We start from the raw sequence: 20,189 nt of genomic DNA on the forward strand, positions 1-20,189 counted from the left end.
TCGTCACATGGAGTGCCCCAAGTGCCGTGGACGGATGCGGACGTTCGACCGCAACGGGGTCCACATCGAGCAGTGCGACAACTGCCGGGGGATCTTCCTTGACTACGGCGAGCTGGAGACGCTGACCCGCATGGAGTCACAGTGGGCCCAGCACCAGTACGCTCCGCCGCCGCCGGCGCACGGAGGGCCCGCCTGGGGCGGTCACCACGGCGGCCACCACGGCCACCACCATCGGGGGCACAACAGCTGGATCGGCATGCTGTTCTCCAGCTGACCCCCTACGAAGGCTTCGGACGGAGGCCGCGGTCCGGATCCGGGCCGCGGCCTCCGCGTGTCCGGTCATCCCGGGAACGCGTCCGGGTCCACCTCGCTCGTGGTGGCGTTCCCGCCGAACACGGCGTCGAGGGTGAGCGTCCAGTCGCTCCACCTCACGCTGTACCCGGCGTAGACGGTCTGGAATTTCAGCGCGTCGTCGAACTTGGAGAAGCCGCAGTTCCTGGTGAAGGCACGGGTGCCCCTGTCGTAGTCCACGCCGGTGGTGAAGTAGACGCGGTAGGTGCCGTCCTTGATGTTCGCGACCTTCGCGGTCGCCCCCTTGCGCACGTAGAAGCTGACCGCCTTGCGCCCTCCGCGCACGAGGGTCACCACGCCGTCCTGCGTGCCGCCGTTCTTCACGGTCAGGCTGCCCCGGCCGCCGCGGACCGCCGAGAGCAGCGTCGCGCCGTTGCCGAGGCGGCGGGCGCGCCGGGCCGGCGGCTTGATCTGGACCACCGGGTAGTCTCCGGCCTTCGCGAGGTCGCCCGCGGAAGCCCTGAGTTCTTTGAACTCGCCCGAACGGCCGAGCCCGGCCAGCACGGCCGTCCCGCTGCACAGGACGTGCGACGTCACGTCCTCGTCCAGCGCCCCGAGCCTGCCGTTCAGGCCGCGCAGCGCCGCGACGTAGTCGGCGTGCTCGGGGGCGACGTCCGCGGGAGGCCGCAGGCCGCCGAGCCGCTCCAGCGCGGACTCCAGGGCGCTTTCCGCCCGGTCGATGCGCTGGTGGAGCGACCGGAAGGTCCGCGCCTTGGCGATGGCGGCGAGCGCCGTGCGGGCCGGGCGGCCGGCGGCGTCGAGGGCGCTCCGGTACGCCTCCGGCGTCAACGCCGGCGGGCCGGAGGCGGCGGCGGACGGCGCCGCCTCCTCGCCGGAGGCGGCTTTTCCCGATCCGCCGGGCGATCCCGTGCAGGCCGCGAGCGTGACGGACGCGGCCAGCACGGCGACGGCGCCGGCCGGGACGGTACGTGAGAAGGTCCGGGGGGAGATCACGCGAAACACTGTCAGCCGGTGAGCGGACGCTGTCAACACGAGTTCACGCCGACGACGTCGCCCCCTCCGCGCCCAGGGTGAGCCACCGGGTGATGCCGATCGACTCCAGGAACGGCAGGTCGTGGGAGACCACCACGAGCGCGCCCCGGTAGGCCGACAGCGCCTGAGCGAGCTGGCGCACGCTGGCCAGGTCGAGGTTGTTGGTCGGCTCGTCCAGCAGCAGGAGCCGCGGCGCGGGCTCGGCCAGCAGCAGCGAGGCCAGCACGGCGCGGAAGCGCTCGCCTCCCGACAGCGTGCCCGCCGGCCGTTCGGCCCGTGCGCCCCGGAACAGGAACCGGGCGAGCCCGGCCCTGACGGCGTTGACCGACGCCGCGGGCGCGACCGCCCGCACGTTGTCGACCAGGCTGAGCGCGTCGTCGAGCACGTCGAGCCGCTGCGGCAGGTAGCGCACCGGGACGTCGAGCCGGACCGAGCCCTCACGCGGCGGGATCTCCCCCAGGATCGTGCGCAGCAGGGTCGTCTTGCCCGAGCCGTTCGGCCCCAGCAGGGCGACCCGCTCCGGGCCGCGGACGACCAGGTCGCCGATCGGCCCGGCGGCCGTGCGCAGGCCGTCCAGTTCGAGCACGGTGCGCCCGGCCGGGACCTCTGTGGCGGGCAGCTCCACCCGGATCTCGGCGTCGTCGCGCACCGCCTCCTCCGCCTCGGCCAGCCGCTCGCGGGCGGCCGCCACCTTCTCCTCGTGCATCGTGCGGTGCTTGCCCGCCGAGACCTGGGCCTGGCGCTTGCGCTCCTGCATGATGATCTTCGGCTCGCGCTTCTGCTCGTACATCTTGTTGCCGTAGCGCACCCGCCGCGCCAGCTTGGTGTGCGCCTCGATCAGCTCGCGCCGCTGGCGGCGCAGGTCGCCCTCGGCCGCGCGGACCATCCGCTCGGCGGCCTCCCGCTCGACCGCGAGCACCTCCTCGTACTCGCCGAGCGTGCCGCCGAAGGTGCGGCGGGCGGGCAGGTCGGCGATCTGGTCCACCAGGTCGAGCAGTACGCGGTCGTGGCTGACGACGACCAGCGTCCTCGTCCACGACGAGACGGCGTCGTACAGGCGCCGCCGCGCGTCGAGGTCGAGGTTGTTGGTCGGCTCGTCGAGCAGCAGCACGTCGGGCTCGGCGAGAAAGCGCGCGGCGAGCCCGACCATGACGGTCTCGCCGCCCGAGAGCGTCGCGACCGTCCGGTCGAGGTCCACCCCCGCGAGCCCGAGGCGGTCGAGCTCGGCGCGGGCGCGCTCCTCGACGTCCCAGACCACCGCGTCGTAGTTCGCCTCGCTCAGGTCGCCCCGCTCGATCGCGTGCAGCGCCTGCCTCGCGGGCGTGATCCCCAGCAGGTCGGACACCGTACGGCTCGCGCCGAGCGGGAGGTTCTGCGGCAGGTAGCCCAGCCGCCCCGTGACCGACACCGAGCCGCTCGCCGGGGTCAGCTCTCCGGCGATCAGCTTGAGCAGGGTGGACTTGCCGCTGCCGTTGACGCCGATGAGCCCGGTCCGGCCGGCGCCGAACGCGAAGTCGAGCTCCTCGAAGACGGACGTCCCGTCGGGCCAGGAGAACGACAGATCCGTACAGACAATGGAATGAGACATAAGGCGGCTCCGGGTATCCCCAAGGGCGAAATGGTGAACAAACCGTGGAGACACCGCGGGCACGGGCCGCGAGGCGAGGGTCTGCCTGAGGTCGCTGCGCCGGACCACCGATGGCGGCCGTGGGCGCGGTGTCGAGACCTCAGAGCTCCAAGTGACCCTCCAGGGTGCGGCGGCAGGACGTCCGTCACCATACGCGGGACGGGGAAGGGACGCCATCGAATTAAGCGGCCGGGCGCCGGGCCGACACCCGGCGTCCTCCTTGCCGGCGAGGGCGGGCCGTAGTCTCACCCGTCCCTGAAGGTGACAAAAGACCTACCCCGCTCCACGGGTTCGGGACCTTGTCGGTAAGGTGAACCTGCCCTAAGTTAGGTTAGGCTTACCGACCGTCCGGAGGACGATGTGTTCGCGAGTTACCTCATCGGCCTTCGAGAGGGCCTTGAGGCCTCTCTTGTGGTCTCCATCCTGGTGGCCTTCCTCGTCAAGAGCGACCGCCGCGAGCGGCTGCCCATGGTCTGGGCCGGCGTCGGCGTCGCCGTCCTCCTCTCCGTCGGATTCGGCGCGCTGCTGACCTTCACCGCGGCCCACCTCGCCACGCAGCAGCAGGAGATGTTCGACGCCGTGACATCCCTGGCGGCCACCGTCTTCGTCACCTTCATGATCTTCTGGATGCGCACGGCGGCCCGCAAGATGTCGGGCGAGTTGCGGGAGAAGATGGGCGCGGCCCTGGAACTCGGGGCCACCGCCGTGGTCGTGGTGGCGTTCCTGTCCGTCGCCCGCGAGGGACTGGAGACCGCGCTGCTGTGGTTCGCCGCCGTCCAGGGCGCGACCAGCAGCGCGAGCCCGCTGATCGGCATCACGCTCGGGTTGCTCACCGCCGTCGCGCTGGGCTGGGGGCTCTACCGCAGCGCCCTGCGGATCAACCTCACGAAGTTCTTCACCTGGACGGGCCTGCTGCTGGTCCTGGTGGCCGCCGGGATCTTCAAGTACGGCGTGCACGACCTGCAGGAGTCGGGACTGGTGCCCGGTCTGAACACCCACGCCTTCGACATCAGCGGGGTGCTCGACCCCACCGCCTGGTACTCGACGCTGCTGAGCGGGATGTTCAACATCACTCCGCAGCCCAGCGTGCTGGAGGCCGTCGCCTGGGTCGTCTACCTGGTTCCCGTCCTCATCCTGTTCCTGCGGCCCGCGGCCAAGACGCCGGCGAGCCCCGCCTCCAAGTCTCCCCAGCCCGCTTCCTGACCGGAGTCCACCGAAATGCGCACCCCCACCGTCCTGGCCGCCGCCGCGCTGACCCTCGCCGGTCTCACCGCATGCTCGTCCGCGGGCTCCGGCACCACGACCCAGGCGACCGCGGCCGGCGACGGGAAGATCACCGTGGCCGCGACCGACACCGAGTGCAAGGTGGCGAAGTCCGACCTGGCCGCCGGCACCTCGACCTTCTCGATCACCAACAACGGCACGAAGGTGACCGAGTTCTACGTCTATGCGACGGGCGACCGGGTCATGGGCGAGGTCGAGAACATCGTGCCCGGCCTGACCCGCGAGGTCGTGGTGGAACTTCCGCCGGGCGTGTACGAGACCGCCTGCAAGCCCGGGATGACCGGCAAGGGCATCCGCGGCCCCCTCAAGGTCAGCGGCGAGCACAAGCCGCTGACCGGCGACGCCAAGCTCGCCGAGGCCGTGGCCAGCTACAAGCGCTACATCAAGAGCCAGTCCGACACGCTGCTCGACAAGACCAAGGAGTTCACCGAGGCCGTCAAGGCCGGCGACGTGGCCAAGGCCAAGGAGCTCTACCCGGTCGCCCGCACCTACTGGGAGCGGATCGAGCCGGTCGCCGAGGTCTTCGGCGATCTCGACCCGGCCATCGACGCGCGGGAGAACGATGTGCCCGACGGCGAGGAGTGGACCGGCTTCCACCGCATCGAGAAGGACCTGTGGGTCAAGAAGGACGTCGGCGGCGACGGCCCGATCGCCGACAAGCTGATGACCGACGTGAACACGATCGTGACGAAGGCCGCGACGGTCGACCTGTCCCCCGTGCAGCTCGCCAACGGCGCCAAGGGGCTGCTCGACGAGGTCGCCACCGGCAAGATCACCGGCGAGGAGGACCGCTACTCGCACACGGACCTGTGGGACTTCGACGCCAACGTGCAGGGCTCGAAGGCCGCCGTCCAGGCGCTGCGCCCGGTGCTGGAGGAGCGCGACGCCGAGCTGGTGAAGACGCTCGACGCGAAGTTCGCCGACGCCGAGAACGCGCTCGCCGCCCACCGCAGCGGCGACGGCTGGAAGCTGCACACGGACCTGTCAAAGGACGACCTCAGGGCGCTGTCCGACGCGATCAACGCCCTGGCCGAGCCGATCAGCAAGGTAGCCTCGGTGGTGGCCCGGTGACCCGGAAGAGCACAGCAGGCAAGGGGATCAGCCGCAGGCGGCTGTTCGGCCTCGGCGCGGCGAGCGTGGCCGCCGTCGGGGCGGGCGCCGTCGTCACCCGGTCGTTCGCGGAGGAGCCGGTCGCCCACGCGGCCTCGGCCTCCGACCCCGTGCCCTTCTACGGCCCGCACCAGGCGGGCGTCACCACTCCTGCCCAGGACCGGCTGCACTTCGTGGCGTTCGACGTGATCACGAAGAACAAGGCCGACCTGGTGGAGCTGCTCCAGGAGTGGACCGCCGCCGCGGCCCGGATGACCCAGGGCAAGGACGCCGGCACGTTCGGCGCCGTGGGCGGGGCGCCCGAGGCGCCGCCGGACGACACCGGTGAGGCGCTCGGCCTGCCGGCCTCCGGCCTGACGCTGACCGTCGGCTTCGGCCCGTCGCTGTTCGACGAGCGGTTCGGCCTCGGCGACCGCAGGCCGCCCGCGCTGGCCGACCTGCCCGCCTTCCCCGGCGAGGACCTGCAGCCCGAGATCTCCGGCGGGGACATCTGCGTGCAGGCGTGCGCGCACGACCCGCAGGTGGCGGTGCATGCCATCCGCAACCTCGCCAGGATCGGCTTCGGCAAGGTCTCCGTCCGCTACTCGCAGCTCGGGTTCGGGCGCACCTCGTCCACCTCGCGGGCGCAGGCGACGCCGCGCAATCTCATGGGCTTCAAGGACGGCACCAACAACCTCAAGCTCGAAGACACCGCCATGCTGCGCGACCACCTGTGGGCCGCGCCCGGCGACGGCCCCGCCTGGATGGACGGCGGCACCTACCTGGTCACCCGCAAGATCCGGATGCACATCGAGACCTGGGACCGCGCCCCGCTGGCCGAGCAGGAGGCCATCTTCGGCCGCGACAAGGGCAAGGGCGCGCCGCTCACCGGGCACGGGGAGTTCGACGCGCCGGACTTCGCCAAGAAGGGCCCGGACGGCACGCCCGTGATCGCCGGCAACGCCCACGTACGGCTCGCGCACCCCGACGCCCACGGCGGCGCGCGGCTGCTGCGGCGCGGTTACAACTTCGTGGACGGATCCGACGGCCTCGGGCGGCTCGACGCCGGCCTGTTCTTCATGGCCTACCAGCGCGACCCTCGCAAGCAGTTCGTCCCCATCCAGCGGATGCTGTCCCAGAAGGACGCGCTGAACGAGTACATCAAGCACGTCTCCAGCGGCCTGTTCGCCTGCCCGCCGGGGGTGACCGACGGCGGCGACTACTGGGGCCGCACGCTGTTCGCCTGACATCTCCGCCGCCTCCGCGAGAACCGGGACGTGTATAGTCCCGGTTATGCGGATGGGCGAGGGCGTCGAGTGGGGGCTGCACTGCTGCGTGACGCTGGGCTGGCTCGACGACCAGGCCCCCGTGTCGATCCGCCGGCTGGCCGCCTGGTTCGACCTGCCGCAGGAGTACCTGAAGAAGCGACTGCAGCCACTCGCCCGCGCCGGGATCCTCACCTCCACTCCCGGCGTCCGGGGCGGCTGGTCGCTCGCCCGCCCACCCGATCGGATCACGGTGATGGACGTCGTCACCGCCGTGGAGGGGCCGCTCGAAGCGTTCCGTTGCACGGAGATCCGCAAGCGCGGAGCGAGCGGGCGTGACGCCGGCGCCGAGTTCGACCGGCCCTGCGGCATCTCCAGCCTCATGCGCCAGGCCGAGCTGGCGTGGCGGCGCGAACTGGCCGGCCGTACGATCGCCGACCTGATGGGGCAGGCCCCCGCGGGCGCGGCGCGCACCCGCCGCAACTACGGCCGCATGACCGACTGATTCCCACCTGGCACGGAGCATTCTCATGGACAAAACAGGGACCTTGAATGTCCCGATTAGCTCCCGCGAGGCCACGCTGCGAGGGCTCGGCTCGACCCTCGTTCTGGCCCTCGGGACGTTCGCCGTCGGGACCGACGCGTACGTGGTGGCCGGGTTCCTGCCCGCGATGGCGCACTCGCTGCGCGTGACGGAGAGCACCGCCGGGCAGTCGGCGACGGCGTTCGCCATCGCCTACGCCGTGCTGTCGCCCGTCCTGGCCACCGCGCTGGCCCGGATGCCGCGCCGGGCCCTGCTGGTCGGCGCCCTGGCCGTGCTCGCCCTGGCCAACCTCGCCTCGGCGCTCGCGCCGAACTTCGGCGCGCTGATGGTCACGCGGGTGCTTGCCGCGTCCGGCGCCGCCGCGTTCACCCCGAACGCGGGCGCGGTGGCCGCGTCGCTGGTCGCGCCCGCGCAGCGGGCCCGGGCGCTGGCCGTGGTGGTCGGCGGCCTGACCGTCGCCACCGCCCTCGGCGTGCCCCTGGGCAACCTGGCCGGGAAGATCCTCGACTGGCGCTCGGCGCTCGGCCTGGTCGCGGCGTTGTGCGCCGTCTGCGCGCTGGGCGTGTTCGCCGCGATGCCCGCGTTGCCCGGTAACCCGCGCATCCCGCTGCGGGAACGGCTGGCGGCGCTGCGGCAGCCGGGGGTGGTCGCGGTGCTGCCGCTGACCGTGCTCGGCCTGGCCGCCAGTTATGGGCTCTACGCCTTCGCCGTTCCCGTGATGCGCGCGCTCGGGGCCGGAGCGCGGGCGGAGACCTGGCTGCTGTTCCTGTACGGCGTCGGCGCGGTCGCGGGCAACCTGGTGGCGGGCGCCATGGTGGACCGGCGCGGGCCCATCCCCGTGCAGGCCGTGGGGTTCGCCGTGCTCACCGTGACGCTGGCCGTCTCCGCGTGGGCGGCCGGGGCGGGCACACACTGGCTGCCGCTGACCGCCGTGCTGATGGCGGCCTGGGGCGCGGCGACCTGGTTCCAGACCCCGGCGCAGCAGGTCCGGCTGATCAACGCGGCGCCCCGGGAGACCGCCGTGGTCGTCGGCCTGAACTCCTCGGCCCTCTACGCCGGGATCGGTCTCGGCACGGCGCTGGCCGGCGCTCTGCTTCCGGTCGGCCCGCCCGTGGCGCTCGCCGTCTGCGCGGGATTGGCCCTGGTGTGCCTGCCCTACCTGGGCGTCACCCGCCGGTACCGCTGACGCCGCCGGGGCGACAAAAGGTGATATAGCAGTATTCTCGGCATCAAATCGTCGCTACTCCCATTTATTACCCCACAATGAACATTTCCTGAATTCTCAGCCGCACCCTTCTCCTCTCGCTCGCCCATTCCCGCTATCTCCCATAATCCGGAATACGGGGATCAGGGCCACGGGGCGAAGGAAAGCATGAATGAAGCGTTGGATCGGGGTCGGGCTGGCGCTGGCGCTGGGCGCCGCCGTCGTCCTCGCCCTCCTGCTGGGCAACGGCGGGGACGGCGGCGGTGAGCAGCGGACGCTCACCACGGTCCGCGGTGTGATCGGTTCGGAGAAGAAGCCCTTCTTCGACGATCCCGCGGTCAGGGCGGCGTTCGCCAGGCACGGACTGCGGGTCGACGTCGACACCGCGGGATCCCGCGAAATCGCGACCACGGTGGACCTGCGCCCATACGACTTCGCCTTTCCCTCCAGCGTCCCGGCCGCCGAGAAGATCAGGCAGTCGCGCAGGATCGCGCGGACGTACTCGCCGTTCTACTCGCCGATGGCGATCGCGACGTTCCAGCCGATCGTGGACGTGCTCGCGAAGGCGGGCGTGGTCCACGACTCGGGCGCGGGCTACCAGGTCCTCGACCTGCGCAGGTTCCTCGGCCTCGTCGCGAAGGGCACCCGCTGGGACACGCTGCCGGGCAACGCCTCCTATCGTGCCCGCAAGCGGGTCCTGCTCACCACCACGGACGTCCGCACGTCGAACTCGGCCGCCATGTACCTCGCGGCGACCAGCTACGTGGCCAACGGCGACGACGTCGTGACCTCGCGGGCGCAGGTCGCCGAGGTGGCGCGGACGGTCGCCCCGCTGTTCCTCGACCAGGGCTACTCGGAGTCCTCCACCGAGGCGCCGTTCGAGGACTACCTCGCGCTGGGGATCGGCAAGACGCCGATGGTGGTGATCTACGAGGCGCAGTACGCGGCGCGGCTGTTCGCGGGCGGCGGGGCGATCCGGCCCGACATGCGGCTGATCTACCCCGCGCCGACCGTGCTCAGCAAGCACACACTCGTCCCGCTCACCGACCGGGCCGCGGAGGTCGGGCGGCTGCTGCAGGAGGATCCCGAGTTCGCCCGTCTCGCCGCGAGATACGGCTTCCGCACCGCCGATCCCAAGGTCTTCGCCAATCTGGTGACCAAGACGAAGGCCCCGATCGCCGGAAGCCTGGTCGACGTCGTCGAGCCGCCCGCCTACGACCGGCTGGAAGACCTCGTCTCGACCATCGAGCGGAGCTACCTGGCCGGCGCGAAGCCGTCGTCCTGACCCCGGTTATTCAGGAAGAGTCCCAGGAAGAGAGGACACCCGTGTCCGAAGATCTGGTGCTGACTCCGCCCACCCCGGTGGCGGCGGTGCCGGCCGACAAGGCGGCCGGCATGCTGCCGCTTCCCGGCGAGCGCGGCGCCGAACTCGCCCGTAAGGCGTCCGGCTTCGCCGAGGAGCTCACCACGCTCGACCACCGGTCGCCGGAGTTCACCAGGAAGGTGCACGACATCACCTCGATGGGCGACTCGGAGATCCGCGCCTCCTCCCAGGTGGCCAACCGGATGCTCAAGCGCCCGGTCGCGGCGCTGGCCTCGGCCAAGGGCGAGGGCGAGGGCGCCGACGGCCAGGCGCGGGTCGCCGGTCAGCTCGTCGCGCTGCGCCGCACGATCGTCGACCTCGACCCCAAGCAGGCGACCGCGGGCACCCGGCGGCTGCTCGGGATCATCCCGTTCGGCGACCGGCTGCGCGACTACTTCGCCAAGTACCGCAGCGCGCAAAAGCACATCGACGACATCATCCGGGCGCTCAGGTCCGGGCAGGACGAGCTGCGTAAGGACAACGCCGCCATCGAGGGCGAGAAGGCGAACCTCTGGGAGTCGATGACGAAGCTCCAGGAGTACGCCGTGCTGGCGGCGGCGCTCGACGCGGAGCTGCAGGGACGGATCGACCAGATCGAGCTCACGGACCCCGAGAAGGCGAACGCCCTGCGGTCGGACGCGCTGTTCGGCGTGCGCCAGAAGCACCAGGACCTGCTGACCCAGCTCGCCGTGTCGGCCCAGGGCTACCTCGCGCTGGATCTGGTGCGCAAGAACAACCTGGAGCTGATCAAGGGGGTGGAGCGGGCCACCACCACGACGATCGCGGCGCTGCGCACGGCCGTCACGGTGGCCCAGGCCCTCGCCGACCAGAAGCTGGTGCTCGACCAGATCACGGCGCTGAACACCACCACCTCCGACCTGATCCTCGCGACCAGCGAGATGCTGCGCACCCAGGCGGGAGACATCCAGACCCAGGCCGCCGCCACGACGGTGAGCATGGAGGCGCTGAGCAAGGCGTTCGACAATGTCTACTCGACGATGGACATGATCGACGGCTTCAAGGCCAAGGCCGTGGAGAGCATGGCCGTCACCGTCGACAACCTGACCGCGGAACTCGACCACGCCCGCGCCTATCTGGAGCGATCCCGCCGCGGCGACGAGGCGGGGTCATGAGGAGAGCGATCACGGCCGCCGCCCTGGCGCTGCCGCTGGCCCTGGCGCTCACCGTCACCGCCGCCTGCTCGGGCGCGGGCGGGGACACCCCTCCGGAAGACGGCCCTGACGTGCTGCGCGTCCTCGCGGGCAGCGAGATCAAGGACCTGGAGCCGCTGCTCGCCAAGGCGGCCGGCGCGGCGGGCGTGAAGGTGTCGCTCTCCTACACCGGCACGCTGGACGGCGCCGAGCAGGTGGCGAACGGCGGCGCGGACGGCCGCTACGACGCGGTCTGGTTCTCCTCCAACCGCTATCTGTCCCTGATCGACGGTGCGAGCGCGCGTCTGTCCACTCAGACCAAGATCATGGTCTCGCCCGTGGTGCTCGGCCTCAGTCGCGCCAAGGCCCGCGAACTCGGCTGGGACACCGGCCAGGCGACCTGGACGGACATCGGCGAGGCCGCGAGGAAACACCGCTTCACCTTCGGCATGACGAACCCCGCGTCGTCGAACTCGGGCTTCTCCGCCCTGGTCGGTGTGGCGGCGGCGCTGTCGGACGCGGGCGAGGCGCTCGACCAGGCCCAGGTCACGGCCGTCACCCCCCGGCTCACCGGGTTCTTCTCCGCGCAGACCCTCACCGCGGGCTCCTCCGGCTGGCTCGCCGACGCCTTCCGGCGGCGTACCGACGTGGACGGGCTGATCAACTACGAGTCCGTGCTGCTCGGCCTGCGCACCGCCTCCGGCGAGCCGCTCACGCTGGTCTATCCCGGCGACGGGGTCGTCACCGCCGACTACCCGCTGACGCTGCTCGCCTCCTCCGCCAAGAAGGAGCTGTACGGCAAGCTGGCGGCCTGGCTGCGCACACCCGGGGTGCAGCGCGAGATCATGACGACCACGGCGCGGCGGCCCATCGTGCCCGAGGTGCGGCCCGACGCCAGGTTCGGCACGGCCCCGCTGCTGGAACTGCCCTTCCCCAACCGCCGCAGCGCCGCCGACGCGCTGATCAACGCGTACCTCAACCAGGTGCGCCGCCCGTCGCGCACGGTGTTCGTGCTGGACACCTCCGGGTCGATGGAGGGCGACCGCATCGACGCGCTCAAGCAGGCGCTCACCGCGCTGACCGGCGCCGACGCCTCGGCCTCCGGCCAGTTCTCCCGGTTCCGCAACAGGGAGACGGTCACGCTGCTGCCGTTCAGCACCGTGGCCGGCCCGGCGAGCACGTTCACAGTGCCGGAACACGATCCCGCGGCCGTCCTGCGTCGGATCCGTGCGTACGGCGACGTCCTGACGGCGAGAGGCGGCACCGCGATCTACGACGGCCTGCACGACGCATACGAGACGGTCAGGGGCGGGCAGGGCGGCGGGCAGGGCGGCGAGGACTTCACCTCGGTCGTGCTCATGACGGACGGCGAGAACACCGACGGCTCCTCCTACGAGGACTTCGCCGGCTTCTACCGGACCCTGGGCACCCGGATCCCCACGTTCGTGGTGCTGTTCGGCGACAGCGACGTGGCCGAGATGCGCCAGGTCGCCACGCTCACCGGCGGCGCGGTGTTCGACGCCCGGCAGGCATCGCTCGCCTCGGCGTTCAAGGAGATCCGTGGCTACCAGTGACCGGATCCTGTCCTACCTCGGCTCGACGCGGAACATCGTCGGCTCCGCCCTCGCGCTCGGTGGCCTCGGGCTGCACTTCCTCGGCCTCGCCGGTTCGCTGTGGCCGGTGGTCGTCGCCGGGCTGTACGGCGTGGGCGCGCTGCTCACCCCGCCCGACCGGGTGCGGCTGACGATCTCCCACGCCGAGGTCGAGACGCGGGCGCTGCGGGACGACCTCGACGCCCTCGTGGCCAAGGTGTCGCCGCCCCGCTTCCCCGAGGACGTCGTGGCCAAGGTCGGCGACCTCGCCGCGATCCTCCGCGGCGTGCTGGCCAGGGCCGAGGCGCTCACCTCCGCCCCCGACCACCTGCACGTCGTCTCCCAGGCCGTCCGCGACTACCTGCCTACCAGTCTTGAGGCGTACGCCAACCTGCCGAGGTCGTACGCGCTGACCCGCCGGGGATCGCGCGAGCGCAGCGCGCACGAGGAGCTGATGGCCCAGCTCGGCCTGCTGGAGTCGGGGGTGTCGGCGATCGCGGAGGCCGTCTACCAGGGGGACGAGCAGGCGCTCAGGGATCAGGGCCGGTTCCTGCGGGACCGCTTCGGCGGCTCGTCGCTCGACCTGTAGTCACAAGCGGGCTTCGTACACCGCCCTGGCCTTCTCGATCAGGTCCAGGTGGTCGCGCAGCTGGGCCCGGGTCCGCAGGCGGGCCCTGGCCCTGACCAGCTCGTCGAGCAGGTCGAGCCACCGCAGGCACCAGCGCACGTCCTCCTCTCTTGCCACATGCCGCCCCCGCACGTCGAGGTAGACCGGGCTGGTGTGGGCGTACGCGCGGCCGCGCGGGGAGCGCGGATGAGGGCCGCCGCGGACCACGGCGACCACGTAGGTGGCGTCCGCCACGGACAGCGACGCGGTGATCTCGTGGCCCGGCCCCTCGGCGAGCACGCCGGCCGCGGTCCTGATCTCGATGCGCTCCACCTCCGGCCCGACGGCCCTGGCCCGGATCGCGACCGTCTCGCCGCCCTCCAGGGCGAGCGTGTCCCCCGGCCCCAGGCCGTTCACCGTCAGCTCCAGCCAGGGGCCGGTGGTGGCGAACGTGCGGCCCCGCCGTACGGCCTCGGCGTACGACTCGGCGCTGAGCGGCCCGTCCACGCGTGCGTAGACGCGCTCCCAGCCCGGCGGGCTGGAGACCGTGTCCTGGCGGGTGAACGACAGCATGGTGTCGGTTCCGGCGAGCGCGGCGAGGCGGTTGCCCGCGCCGACCAGCCTCCGGTAGACCTCGGCGGTTCCCGGCGCGGGCGACAGGTCGCCGAAGTGCAGCACCTCCACTCCGTCGACCAGGCCGAGGGCGGCGTCGACGACCAGGGCGCGGCCGCTGCAGTTCCTGGTCCCGTTCGCGGCCACGTCCTCCGGGGAGGAGACCGGGCCGTGAAAGGGGTGGGCGTACCCCAGGACCGCGCGCGGCTCCCGCAGGTCGCCGCAGACCGTGGCATTGGGCGGCCAGTCGGCGTCGGCGCCGAAGCCCGTGTGGTAGACGGCGGGCGGCGCGGCCACCCCGAAGACGTGGACGTGCCCGAACAGGTCGTTGCGATACTCCACACCCATCCGGGCCACGTGCCCGGCGTCCGACCACGGCAGGTCGCGCCCGGCCCAGTGCTGGAGCGCCTCCCGGTCGTAGACCCGGTCCCCCGCGACGTTCCCGGCGACGAGGTTGAGCACGTGCAGGTCCTCGCCGAGCTGCGCGGCGGCCGCCTCCGCCGGGACGGCGACCAGGTCGCCCGCCCAGTTCATGTGGACGTGCAGGTCGGCGCCGTACCAGCCGCGGGCGGCGGCGTCGTACAGCCGCTGCGGCGCGAGCCCGACCAGCGTCTCCTCCCCCGTCCTGGGGACGACCGTCGTCTCGGCGATGCCGTACTCCATGCCGCGCGTGACCCGGATCGTGACCGGCTCGCAGGGCACGGCGAGCACGATGTCGTCGCCGTGGAAGAACGGCCTGTCGTCGTTGTCGCGCCGTTCCGGCGCTCCCTCCGGATACCACCCCTGGCCGTCGGCCGACGTGACGCTCCACCGGCACGGGAATCCCGCGCGCAACCGCAGCCGCGCGGCCGGTGCGGGCCGGGTCAGCCCCGACAGGTCCACCTCCTCGCCGTCCACCGTGAGCATGGTCGCGGTCGTCACGTCGAGGAGCCTGGCCCCGCCCGCCGCGATCCCGTACGGCACGCCGTCGGCCATCACCTCCGCCGGGTGCGGCAGCGCGGAGTCGACCAGCAGGATGACGGGCACCGGCCCCGGCGACAGCAGCGGCCGGGCCGGGCCGTGCTCCAGGCGGTGCTTCAGCCGGTGGCCGTCCGCGGTCAGCCGCAGCGCCACCAGGCCCCGGGGGACCTCGCCGGCCAGAGTGTCGCGGAACTCCGCGTCGAGGTCGGGCCTGATGCTCATCCGGTCGGCCTCCTCGGGAAACCGCAGGAACGGCATCATCCGGACGTAGCCCAGCGGCGGCTCTCCCCAGGTCATCCCATGTGCGGACAGTAACGCCCGATACTCCCGCAGAGCGCGTTCCACCTGCGGCGGCATCATCGGATCGTGGTTCATCGCACCTCCCCGTAATCGAAAGCGGCCACATGGTGGCACGGTTTCGGCCGGGGAAAACGTGCAACAGTGCATTCCCGGTCACACGGGTAGCGATCTTTCTCACCCGGGAGGAAAGGTGATCCCCCGGGTGTCATGAGAGGCGTCCGTGGGCAGGAAGGCCGCCAGGATGCGGTCGGCCGCCAGCGCCGGGGTGAGGGTGCCGTCGAGGACCTGTCGTTCGATCTCCGGCGCGATCTCCGCGGTGGCGTCGCGGAGCATGGCCAAAAGCCGTTCCCTGACCAGCGCCCACGTCCACTCGACCTGCTGGCGGCTGCGCCTGGCGGCGAGGTCGGCGCCCTCCTGGTGGCGCACGACGTGCGCCCACAGCTCCTCCAGCCCGGCGCCGGTGAGGCCGCTGCAGGTCAGCACGGGCGTGGCCGAGCGCAGCAGCCGCAGCGCCCCGGACAGCTCACGCGCCGCCTTGCGCGCGGCCGTCTCGTGCTCCCCGTCGGCCTTGTTGACCGCGATGACGTCGGCCAGCTCCAGCACGCCCTTCTTGATCCCCTGGAGCTGGTCCCCGGTGCGGGCGAGGGTGAGCAGGAGGAAGGTGTCGACCATGTCGGCGACCGCGGTCTCCGACTGGCCGACCCCGACCGTCTCGACGAGCACGATGTCGTAGCCCGCCGCCTCCACGACGACGATGGCCTCGCGGGTGGCCTTCGCCACGCCGCCGAGCGTCCCGGCCGTGGGGGACGGCCGGATGAAGGCGTTCGGATCGGCCGACAGCCTGGCCATCCGGGTCTTGTCCCCCAGGATGCTGCCGCCCGAGCGCCGCGACGAGGGGTCCACGGCCAGGACGGCGACCCGGTGCCCCTGCCCGGTGAGATGGGTGCCGAGCGCCTCGATGAAGGTCGACTTGCCGACCCCTGGCACCCCGGACACGCCCACCCTGCGGGCCTTGCCCGCATGCGGGGTGAGCTCGACCAGCAGCCGCTGCGCCATCTCCCGGTGATCGGCTCTGGTCGACTCCACCAGCGTGATGGCCCGGGCGGTCCACCGCCGGTCGCCCGACAGCACGCCCTTGACGTAGTCCTCGATCACCGATGCGATCACCGATGACCCAGCCGGGCGGACAGCTCGCGCAGCAGCTCCAGGGCGGCGTCGGCGATCACCGTGCCGGGCAGGAAGATCGCCGAGGCGCCCGCGGTGCGCAGCTCCTCGACGTCGCCCGGGGGGATCACCCCGCCGACCACGATCATGATGTCCTCCGCGCCGAGGTCGCCGAGCGCCTGCCGCAGCGCGGGCACCAGCGTCATGTGCCCGGCCGCCAGCGAGGAGACCCCGACCACGTGCACGTCGGCCTCGACGGCCTGCCGGGCGACCTCCTCGGGCGTCTGGAACAGCGGACCGACGTCGACGTCGAAACCGAGGTCGGCGAAGCCGCTCGCGATCACCTTCTGGCCCCGGTCGTGACCGTCCTGGCCCATCTTCGCGACGAGGATCCGGGGCCGGCGGCCCTCCGCCTTCTCGAACTGCGCGCACGCCTCCCGGACCCGGTCCGCGGCGCCGCCCACCTCCGCGCGGTACACGCCCGATATCGTACGGATCTGCGCGGCGTGCCGTCCGAAGACCTTCTCCAGCGCGTCGGAGATCTCCCCGACCGTGGCCTTGGCCCTGGCGGCGTTCACCGCGAGCTCCAGCAGGTTGTCCCCGCCGGCCGCGCCCTTCGTCAGCGCCTCCAGCGCCTCGTTGACGGCGGCGGCCGAGCGCTCCTCGCGCAGCCTGCGGAGCTTGTCGATCTGCTGGTTGCGCACCGCCGTGTTGTCGACCTTGAGCACCTCGATCGGCTCGTCGGCCTCGGGGCGGTACTTGTTGACGCCGATCACCGGCTGCCTGCCGGAGTCGATGCGGGCCTGGGTGCGAGCCGCCGCCTCCTCGATGCGCATCTTGGGCAGCCCCTGGTCGATGGCCCTGGCCATGCCGCCGGCCCGCTCGACCTCCTGGATGTGGCCCCAGGCCGCCCGCGCCAGCTCCCGGGTCAGCCGCTCGACGTAGTAGGAGCCGCCCCACGGGTCGATCACCCGGCAGGTGCCCGACTCCTGCTGGAGCAGAAGCTGGGTGTTGCGGGCGATCCGCGCCGAGAAGTCGGTCGGCAGCGCGAGCGCCTCGTCCAGGGCGTTGGTGTGCAGCGACTGGGTGTGGCCCTGGGTGGCCGCCATCGCCTCGACGCAGGTCCGTACGACGTTGTTGAACACGTCCTGCGCGGTGAGCGACCATCCGGAGGTCTGGCTGTGCGTGCGCAGCGACAGCGACTTGGGGTTGCGCGGGCCGAAGCCCTTCACCAGGCGGGCCCACAGCAGCCGGGCGGCGCGGAGCTTGGCGACCTCCATGAAGAAGTTCATGCCGATGCACCAGAAGAACGAAAGGCGCGGCGCGAACGCGTCGATGTCCAGCCCCGCCTGGACCCCGGCTCGCAGATACTCCAGCCCGTCGGCCAGCGTGTAGGCGAGCTCCAGGTCGCAGGTCGCCCCGGCCTCCTGGATGTGGTAGCCGGAGATCGAGATGGAGTTGAACTTCGGCATCTTCTTGGAGGTGTACTCGAAGATGTCGGAGATGATCCGCATCGACGGGTCCGGCGGGTAGATGTAGGTGTTGCGGACCATGAACTCCTTGAGGATGTCGTTCTGGATGGTCCCCGCCAGCTTGTCGGGCGTGACGCCCTGCTCCTCGGCCGCGACGATGTAGAGCGCCAGGATCGGCAGCACCGCGCCGTTCATCGTCATCGACACGCTCATCCGGTCGAGCGGGATCCCGTCGAACAGCTGCCGCATGTCGTAGATCGAGTCGATCGCCACGCCCGCCATGCCGACGTCGCCCGCGACGCGGGGGTGGTCGGAGTCGTAGCCCCGGTGGGTCGCGAGGTCGAAGGCGACCGACAGGCCCTTCTGCCCGGCCGCCAGGTTGCGCCGGTAGAACGCGTTGGACTCCTCGGCGGTGGAGAACCCGGCGTACTGCCGGATGGTCCACGGCTGGGTGACGTACATCGTCGGGTACGGGCCGCGCAGGAAGGGAGCGACGCCCGGGTAGGTCTCGAGGGACGGGCCGTCCTCCAGGTCGGCCGCCGTGTAGAACGGCTTGACCGCTATGCCCTCCGGCGTCTCCCACACAGGAGGCTCCCAGGCCGGGCCGTCGGGGATGTCCGCCGCCGGGGCGCCCGGCCCCAGGTCAATCTCCGAGAAATCCGGAATCATCGGTCCACTCCCAGATCGTCGAACGTCGCGCGGAGCACCCCGAGCGCGTCACAGCCGGCGTACAGGGTGGCGTCCACCCCCTCATACTCCCCCTTCCCGGCCAGCCAGACCCTGCGCGCCCCGGCCTCCCGCAGCGCCGCCGCGACCGCCGCGGCGTGCTCGCCGTACAGCCGGTCGCCGGAGCACAGGCAGGCCACGGGGGTGCCGCAGTCGCGGAAGGCCGCGGCGATCGCGGCCGGGTCGGTGCCCGGGCCGCTGGTGACGGTGGCGACGCCGCCCGCCGCGAACAGGTTGGCGGCGAACGTCGCCCTCGCGGTGTGCGCGGCGACGGGCCCGATCGTGGCGAGGAACACCGTGGGACGGCTCGGCTGGGCGTCGGCGAGGTCGCGCAGCGCCTCGAACTCCTCGGCGTAGCGCATCACCGGCAGTCCCCCACCCGGCGCCCCACCGGACACACCGGACACACCGCCGGACGTCGCGGCGAGCCCGTGGCCGGTCCGCCGGGACACCGGCCTCTCCTTCAGGTCGGGGAACTCGCTGACCCCCGTGATCGGGTCGCGGCGGTGGGCGAGGTTGTCCGCGCGCCTGGCCCTGGTCGCCGCCAGCCGCTCGGGAACCAGCCGCTCCAGCGCGGCCGCCATGCCGCCGGCCCGCTCGATCTCCTGGAACCACTCCCAGGCCCGGGCGGCGAGGTCGTCGGTGAGCCGTTCCACGTACCAGGAGCCGCCGGCCGGGTCGGCCACGTGGGCGACGTTCGCCTCCTCCACCAGCAGCGACTGGGTGTTGCGGGCGATGCGGCGGGCGAACGCGTCGGGCAGCCCGAGGCAGGCGTCGAACGGCTGCACGGTCACCGCGTCCGCCCCGCCCGCCCCGGCCGCGAAGCAGGCCACGGTCGTGCGCAGCATGTTCACCCAGGGGTCCCTGACGGTCATCATCGCCGACGAGGTGACCGCGTGCTGATGCTGCCTGCCGGGTTCCCGCGCGACCCCTGTGACCTCGGCGACCCGCGCCCACAGCCGTCGTGCGGCCCGGAGCTTGGCGATGGTGAGGAACTGGTCGGCGGTCGCGGCGTAGCGGAACTCGAGCTGCCCGAACGCCTGCTCGGCGGTCAGGCCGGCATCGGTCAGCGCCCGCAGGTAGGCGACGCCGGTCGCGACCGAGCAGCCGAGCTCCTCGGCGTCGGCGCCGCCCGCGTCGTGGTACGGCAGCGCGTCGACGGTGATCGCCCGCAGGCCGGGATGATCCGCGGCGCAGCGGCGGGCGAGCGCCACGGCGGCGCCGGTGTCCGCGGTCGCGCCGGTGCGGGCCGCCAGCCCGATCGGGTCGGCGCCCAGATTGCCCCCGGGCAGCGCCACCCCGCCGGCCACCCCGCCGGCCACCCCCTCGACCAGGCGCAGGAACGCCTCCGCCGCCTCGGCCGTACGCGGGCCGGCGTCGAGGACGACCGGGGCGAGGTCGAGCAGGACGCCGTCGAGCACGGCCGGCAGCGCGGCCGGGTCGATCGCGTTCAGATCGAGCCACAGGGACGTGACGCCGTTCTCCAGGTCGGCGTGGATCGCCTCCCGGGTCGCGGCCGGATCGGGGTCGGCGTGCCGCTGGCGCACATCCCACGGGCCCGGCGCACGCGTCGTCCGCGGCGCGGCCGGCAGGTCGGCGGCGTCGTACAGCGGGGCGACCGCCACCCCGTCGTAGGTCGCGGTGGTCAGGGCGGCCTCGGCCTCGTCCGGCGAACCGTCCCAGCCGGATCTGCGCAGCACCTCGGCCGCGAGCGTCCTCCACTGCTCCCGCGTGGCCTGCGGGAACCCCGCTGCGGGATCGGCGAGATCGTCGAGTTCAACAGGCGGCACCGTCATGAACCGGATGCTAAATGCACCGGCCCGGCCTCGGGGCTCCGGGGTCCCGGTCTGTGGACAACGCGGACGGCCCGGCCGCCGTGGCCGGG

Annotated in this window: 16 protein-coding genes; 10 read left to right on the forward strand and 6 right to left on the reverse strand. The window is 72.3% G+C overall.

The features are described 5' to 3' along the window. The first annotated feature begins 7 nt into the window (after positions 1-7). A complete protein-coding gene (locus HHX35_RS32685) occupies positions 8-274 on the forward strand; it encodes a zf-TFIIB domain-containing protein (RefSeq protein ID WP_182902512.1) in 267 nt (88 codons plus the stop codon). Positions 275-339: 65 nt separating this feature from the next. Here HHX35_RS32685 and HHX35_RS32690 read toward each other — a convergent pair whose 3' ends face one another. Next, entirely contained in the window at positions 340-1,305 is a 966-nt protein-coding gene (locus HHX35_RS32690; protein ID WP_182902513.1) for a hypothetical protein, read from the reverse strand. A 43-nt stretch (positions 1,306-1,348) separates the two neighbouring features. Beyond that, positions 1,349-2,932 (reverse strand): ABC-F family ATP-binding cassette domain-containing protein, encoded by a 1,584-nt coding sequence (locus HHX35_RS32695; protein WP_182902514.1) that lies wholly within the window; start codon positions 2,930-2,932, stop codon positions 1,349-1,351. Positions 2,933-3,331: 399 nt separating this feature from the next. Between HHX35_RS32695 and efeU the strand changes: the two genes are divergently transcribed. The 9 genes from efeU (at position 3,332) to HHX35_RS32740 (ending at position 13,052) form a co-directional block, all read left to right on the forward strand. After that, positions 3,332-4,174: an iron uptake transporter permease EfeU gene (gene efeU, locus HHX35_RS32700; RefSeq protein ID WP_182902515.1), complete on the forward strand. Its 843-nt coding sequence runs from the start codon at positions 3,332-3,334 to the stop codon at positions 4,172-4,174. A 15-nt stretch (positions 4,175-4,189) separates the two neighbouring features. Then, positions 4,190-5,326, forward strand: coding sequence for an iron uptake system protein EfeO (efeO, locus tag HHX35_RS32705; protein WP_182902516.1), 1,137 nt, complete (start codon positions 4,190-4,192; stop codon positions 5,324-5,326). Beyond that, the gene (efeB, locus tag HHX35_RS32710; RefSeq protein WP_310739464.1) at positions 5,323-6,591 is read left to right on the forward strand and encodes an iron uptake transporter deferrochelatase/peroxidase subunit; all 1,269 of its coding nucleotides are present in this window, start codon (positions 5,323-5,325) and stop codon (positions 6,589-6,591) included. The genes efeO and efeB overlap by 4 nt, the downstream gene beginning before the upstream one ends. Before the next feature lie 46 nt (positions 6,592-6,637). Then, positions 6,638-7,114, forward strand: coding sequence for an Rrf2 family transcriptional regulator (locus tag HHX35_RS32715; protein ID WP_182902517.1), 477 nt, complete (start codon positions 6,638-6,640; stop codon positions 7,112-7,114). A 43-nt stretch (positions 7,115-7,157) separates the two neighbouring features. Then, positions 7,158-8,339 (forward strand): MFS transporter, encoded by a 1,182-nt coding sequence (locus tag HHX35_RS32720; RefSeq protein WP_220506156.1) that lies wholly within the window; start codon positions 7,158-7,160, stop codon positions 8,337-8,339. A 190-nt stretch (positions 8,340-8,529) separates the two neighbouring features. Continuing rightward, positions 8,530-9,642 carry a hypothetical protein gene (locus HHX35_RS32725; RefSeq protein WP_182902519.1) on the forward strand — a complete coding sequence of 371 codons (1,113 nt, stop codon included), beginning with the start codon at positions 8,530-8,532 and terminating at the stop codon, positions 9,640-9,642. Between the two features lie 41 nt (positions 9,643-9,683). Then, on the forward strand, positions 9,684-10,853 hold the full coding sequence (locus tag HHX35_RS32730) for a toxic anion resistance protein (RefSeq protein ID WP_310739465.1): 1,170 nt from the start codon (positions 9,684-9,686) through the stop codon (positions 10,851-10,853). Beyond that, complete coding sequence (locus HHX35_RS32735; RefSeq protein WP_182902520.1) at positions 10,850-12,445, forward strand: VWA domain-containing protein; 1,596 nt, start codon at positions 10,850-10,852, stop codon at positions 12,443-12,445. Before HHX35_RS32730 ends, HHX35_RS32735 begins: the two co-directional genes overlap by 4 nt. Then, positions 12,432-13,052 carry a hypothetical protein gene (locus HHX35_RS32740; RefSeq protein WP_182902521.1) on the forward strand — a complete coding sequence of 207 codons (621 nt, stop codon included), beginning with the start codon at positions 12,432-12,434 and terminating at the stop codon, positions 13,050-13,052. The genes HHX35_RS32735 and HHX35_RS32740 overlap by 14 nt, the downstream gene beginning before the upstream one ends. On the opposite strand, the gene HHX35_RS32745 is transcribed toward HHX35_RS32740, so the two are convergent. The 4 genes from HHX35_RS32745 to HHX35_RS32760 form a co-directional block, all read right to left on the reverse strand. Then, entirely contained in the window at positions 13,053-15,017 is a 1,965-nt protein-coding gene (locus tag HHX35_RS32745; protein WP_182902522.1) for a CehA/McbA family metallohydrolase, read from the reverse strand. Positions 15,018-15,116: 99 nt separating this feature from the next. Beyond that, positions 15,117-16,109, reverse strand: coding sequence for a methylmalonyl Co-A mutase-associated GTPase MeaB (gene meaB / locus HHX35_RS32750; protein WP_396781273.1), 993 nt, complete (start codon positions 16,107-16,109; stop codon positions 15,117-15,119). After that, positions 16,106-18,247 carry a methylmalonyl-CoA mutase gene (gene scpA / locus HHX35_RS32755; RefSeq protein ID WP_182902523.1) on the reverse strand — a complete coding sequence of 714 codons (2,142 nt, stop codon included), beginning with the start codon at positions 18,245-18,247 and terminating at the stop codon, positions 16,106-16,108. Before scpA ends, meaB begins: the two co-directional genes overlap by 4 nt. After that, on the reverse strand, positions 18,244-20,100 hold the full coding sequence (locus HHX35_RS32760) for a methylmalonyl-CoA mutase family protein (protein ID WP_182902524.1): 1,857 nt from the start codon (positions 20,098-20,100) through the stop codon (positions 18,244-18,246). Before HHX35_RS32760 ends, scpA begins: the two co-directional genes overlap by 4 nt. Positions 20,101-20,189: the final 89 nt, after the last annotated feature.

Origin of the sequence: Microbispora sp. H10830, from assembly GCF_014161375.1 — a bacterium.
In the GTDB taxonomy this organism is placed as follows: domain Bacteria; phylum Actinomycetota; class Actinomycetes; order Streptosporangiales; family Streptosporangiaceae; genus Microbispora; species Microbispora catharanthi.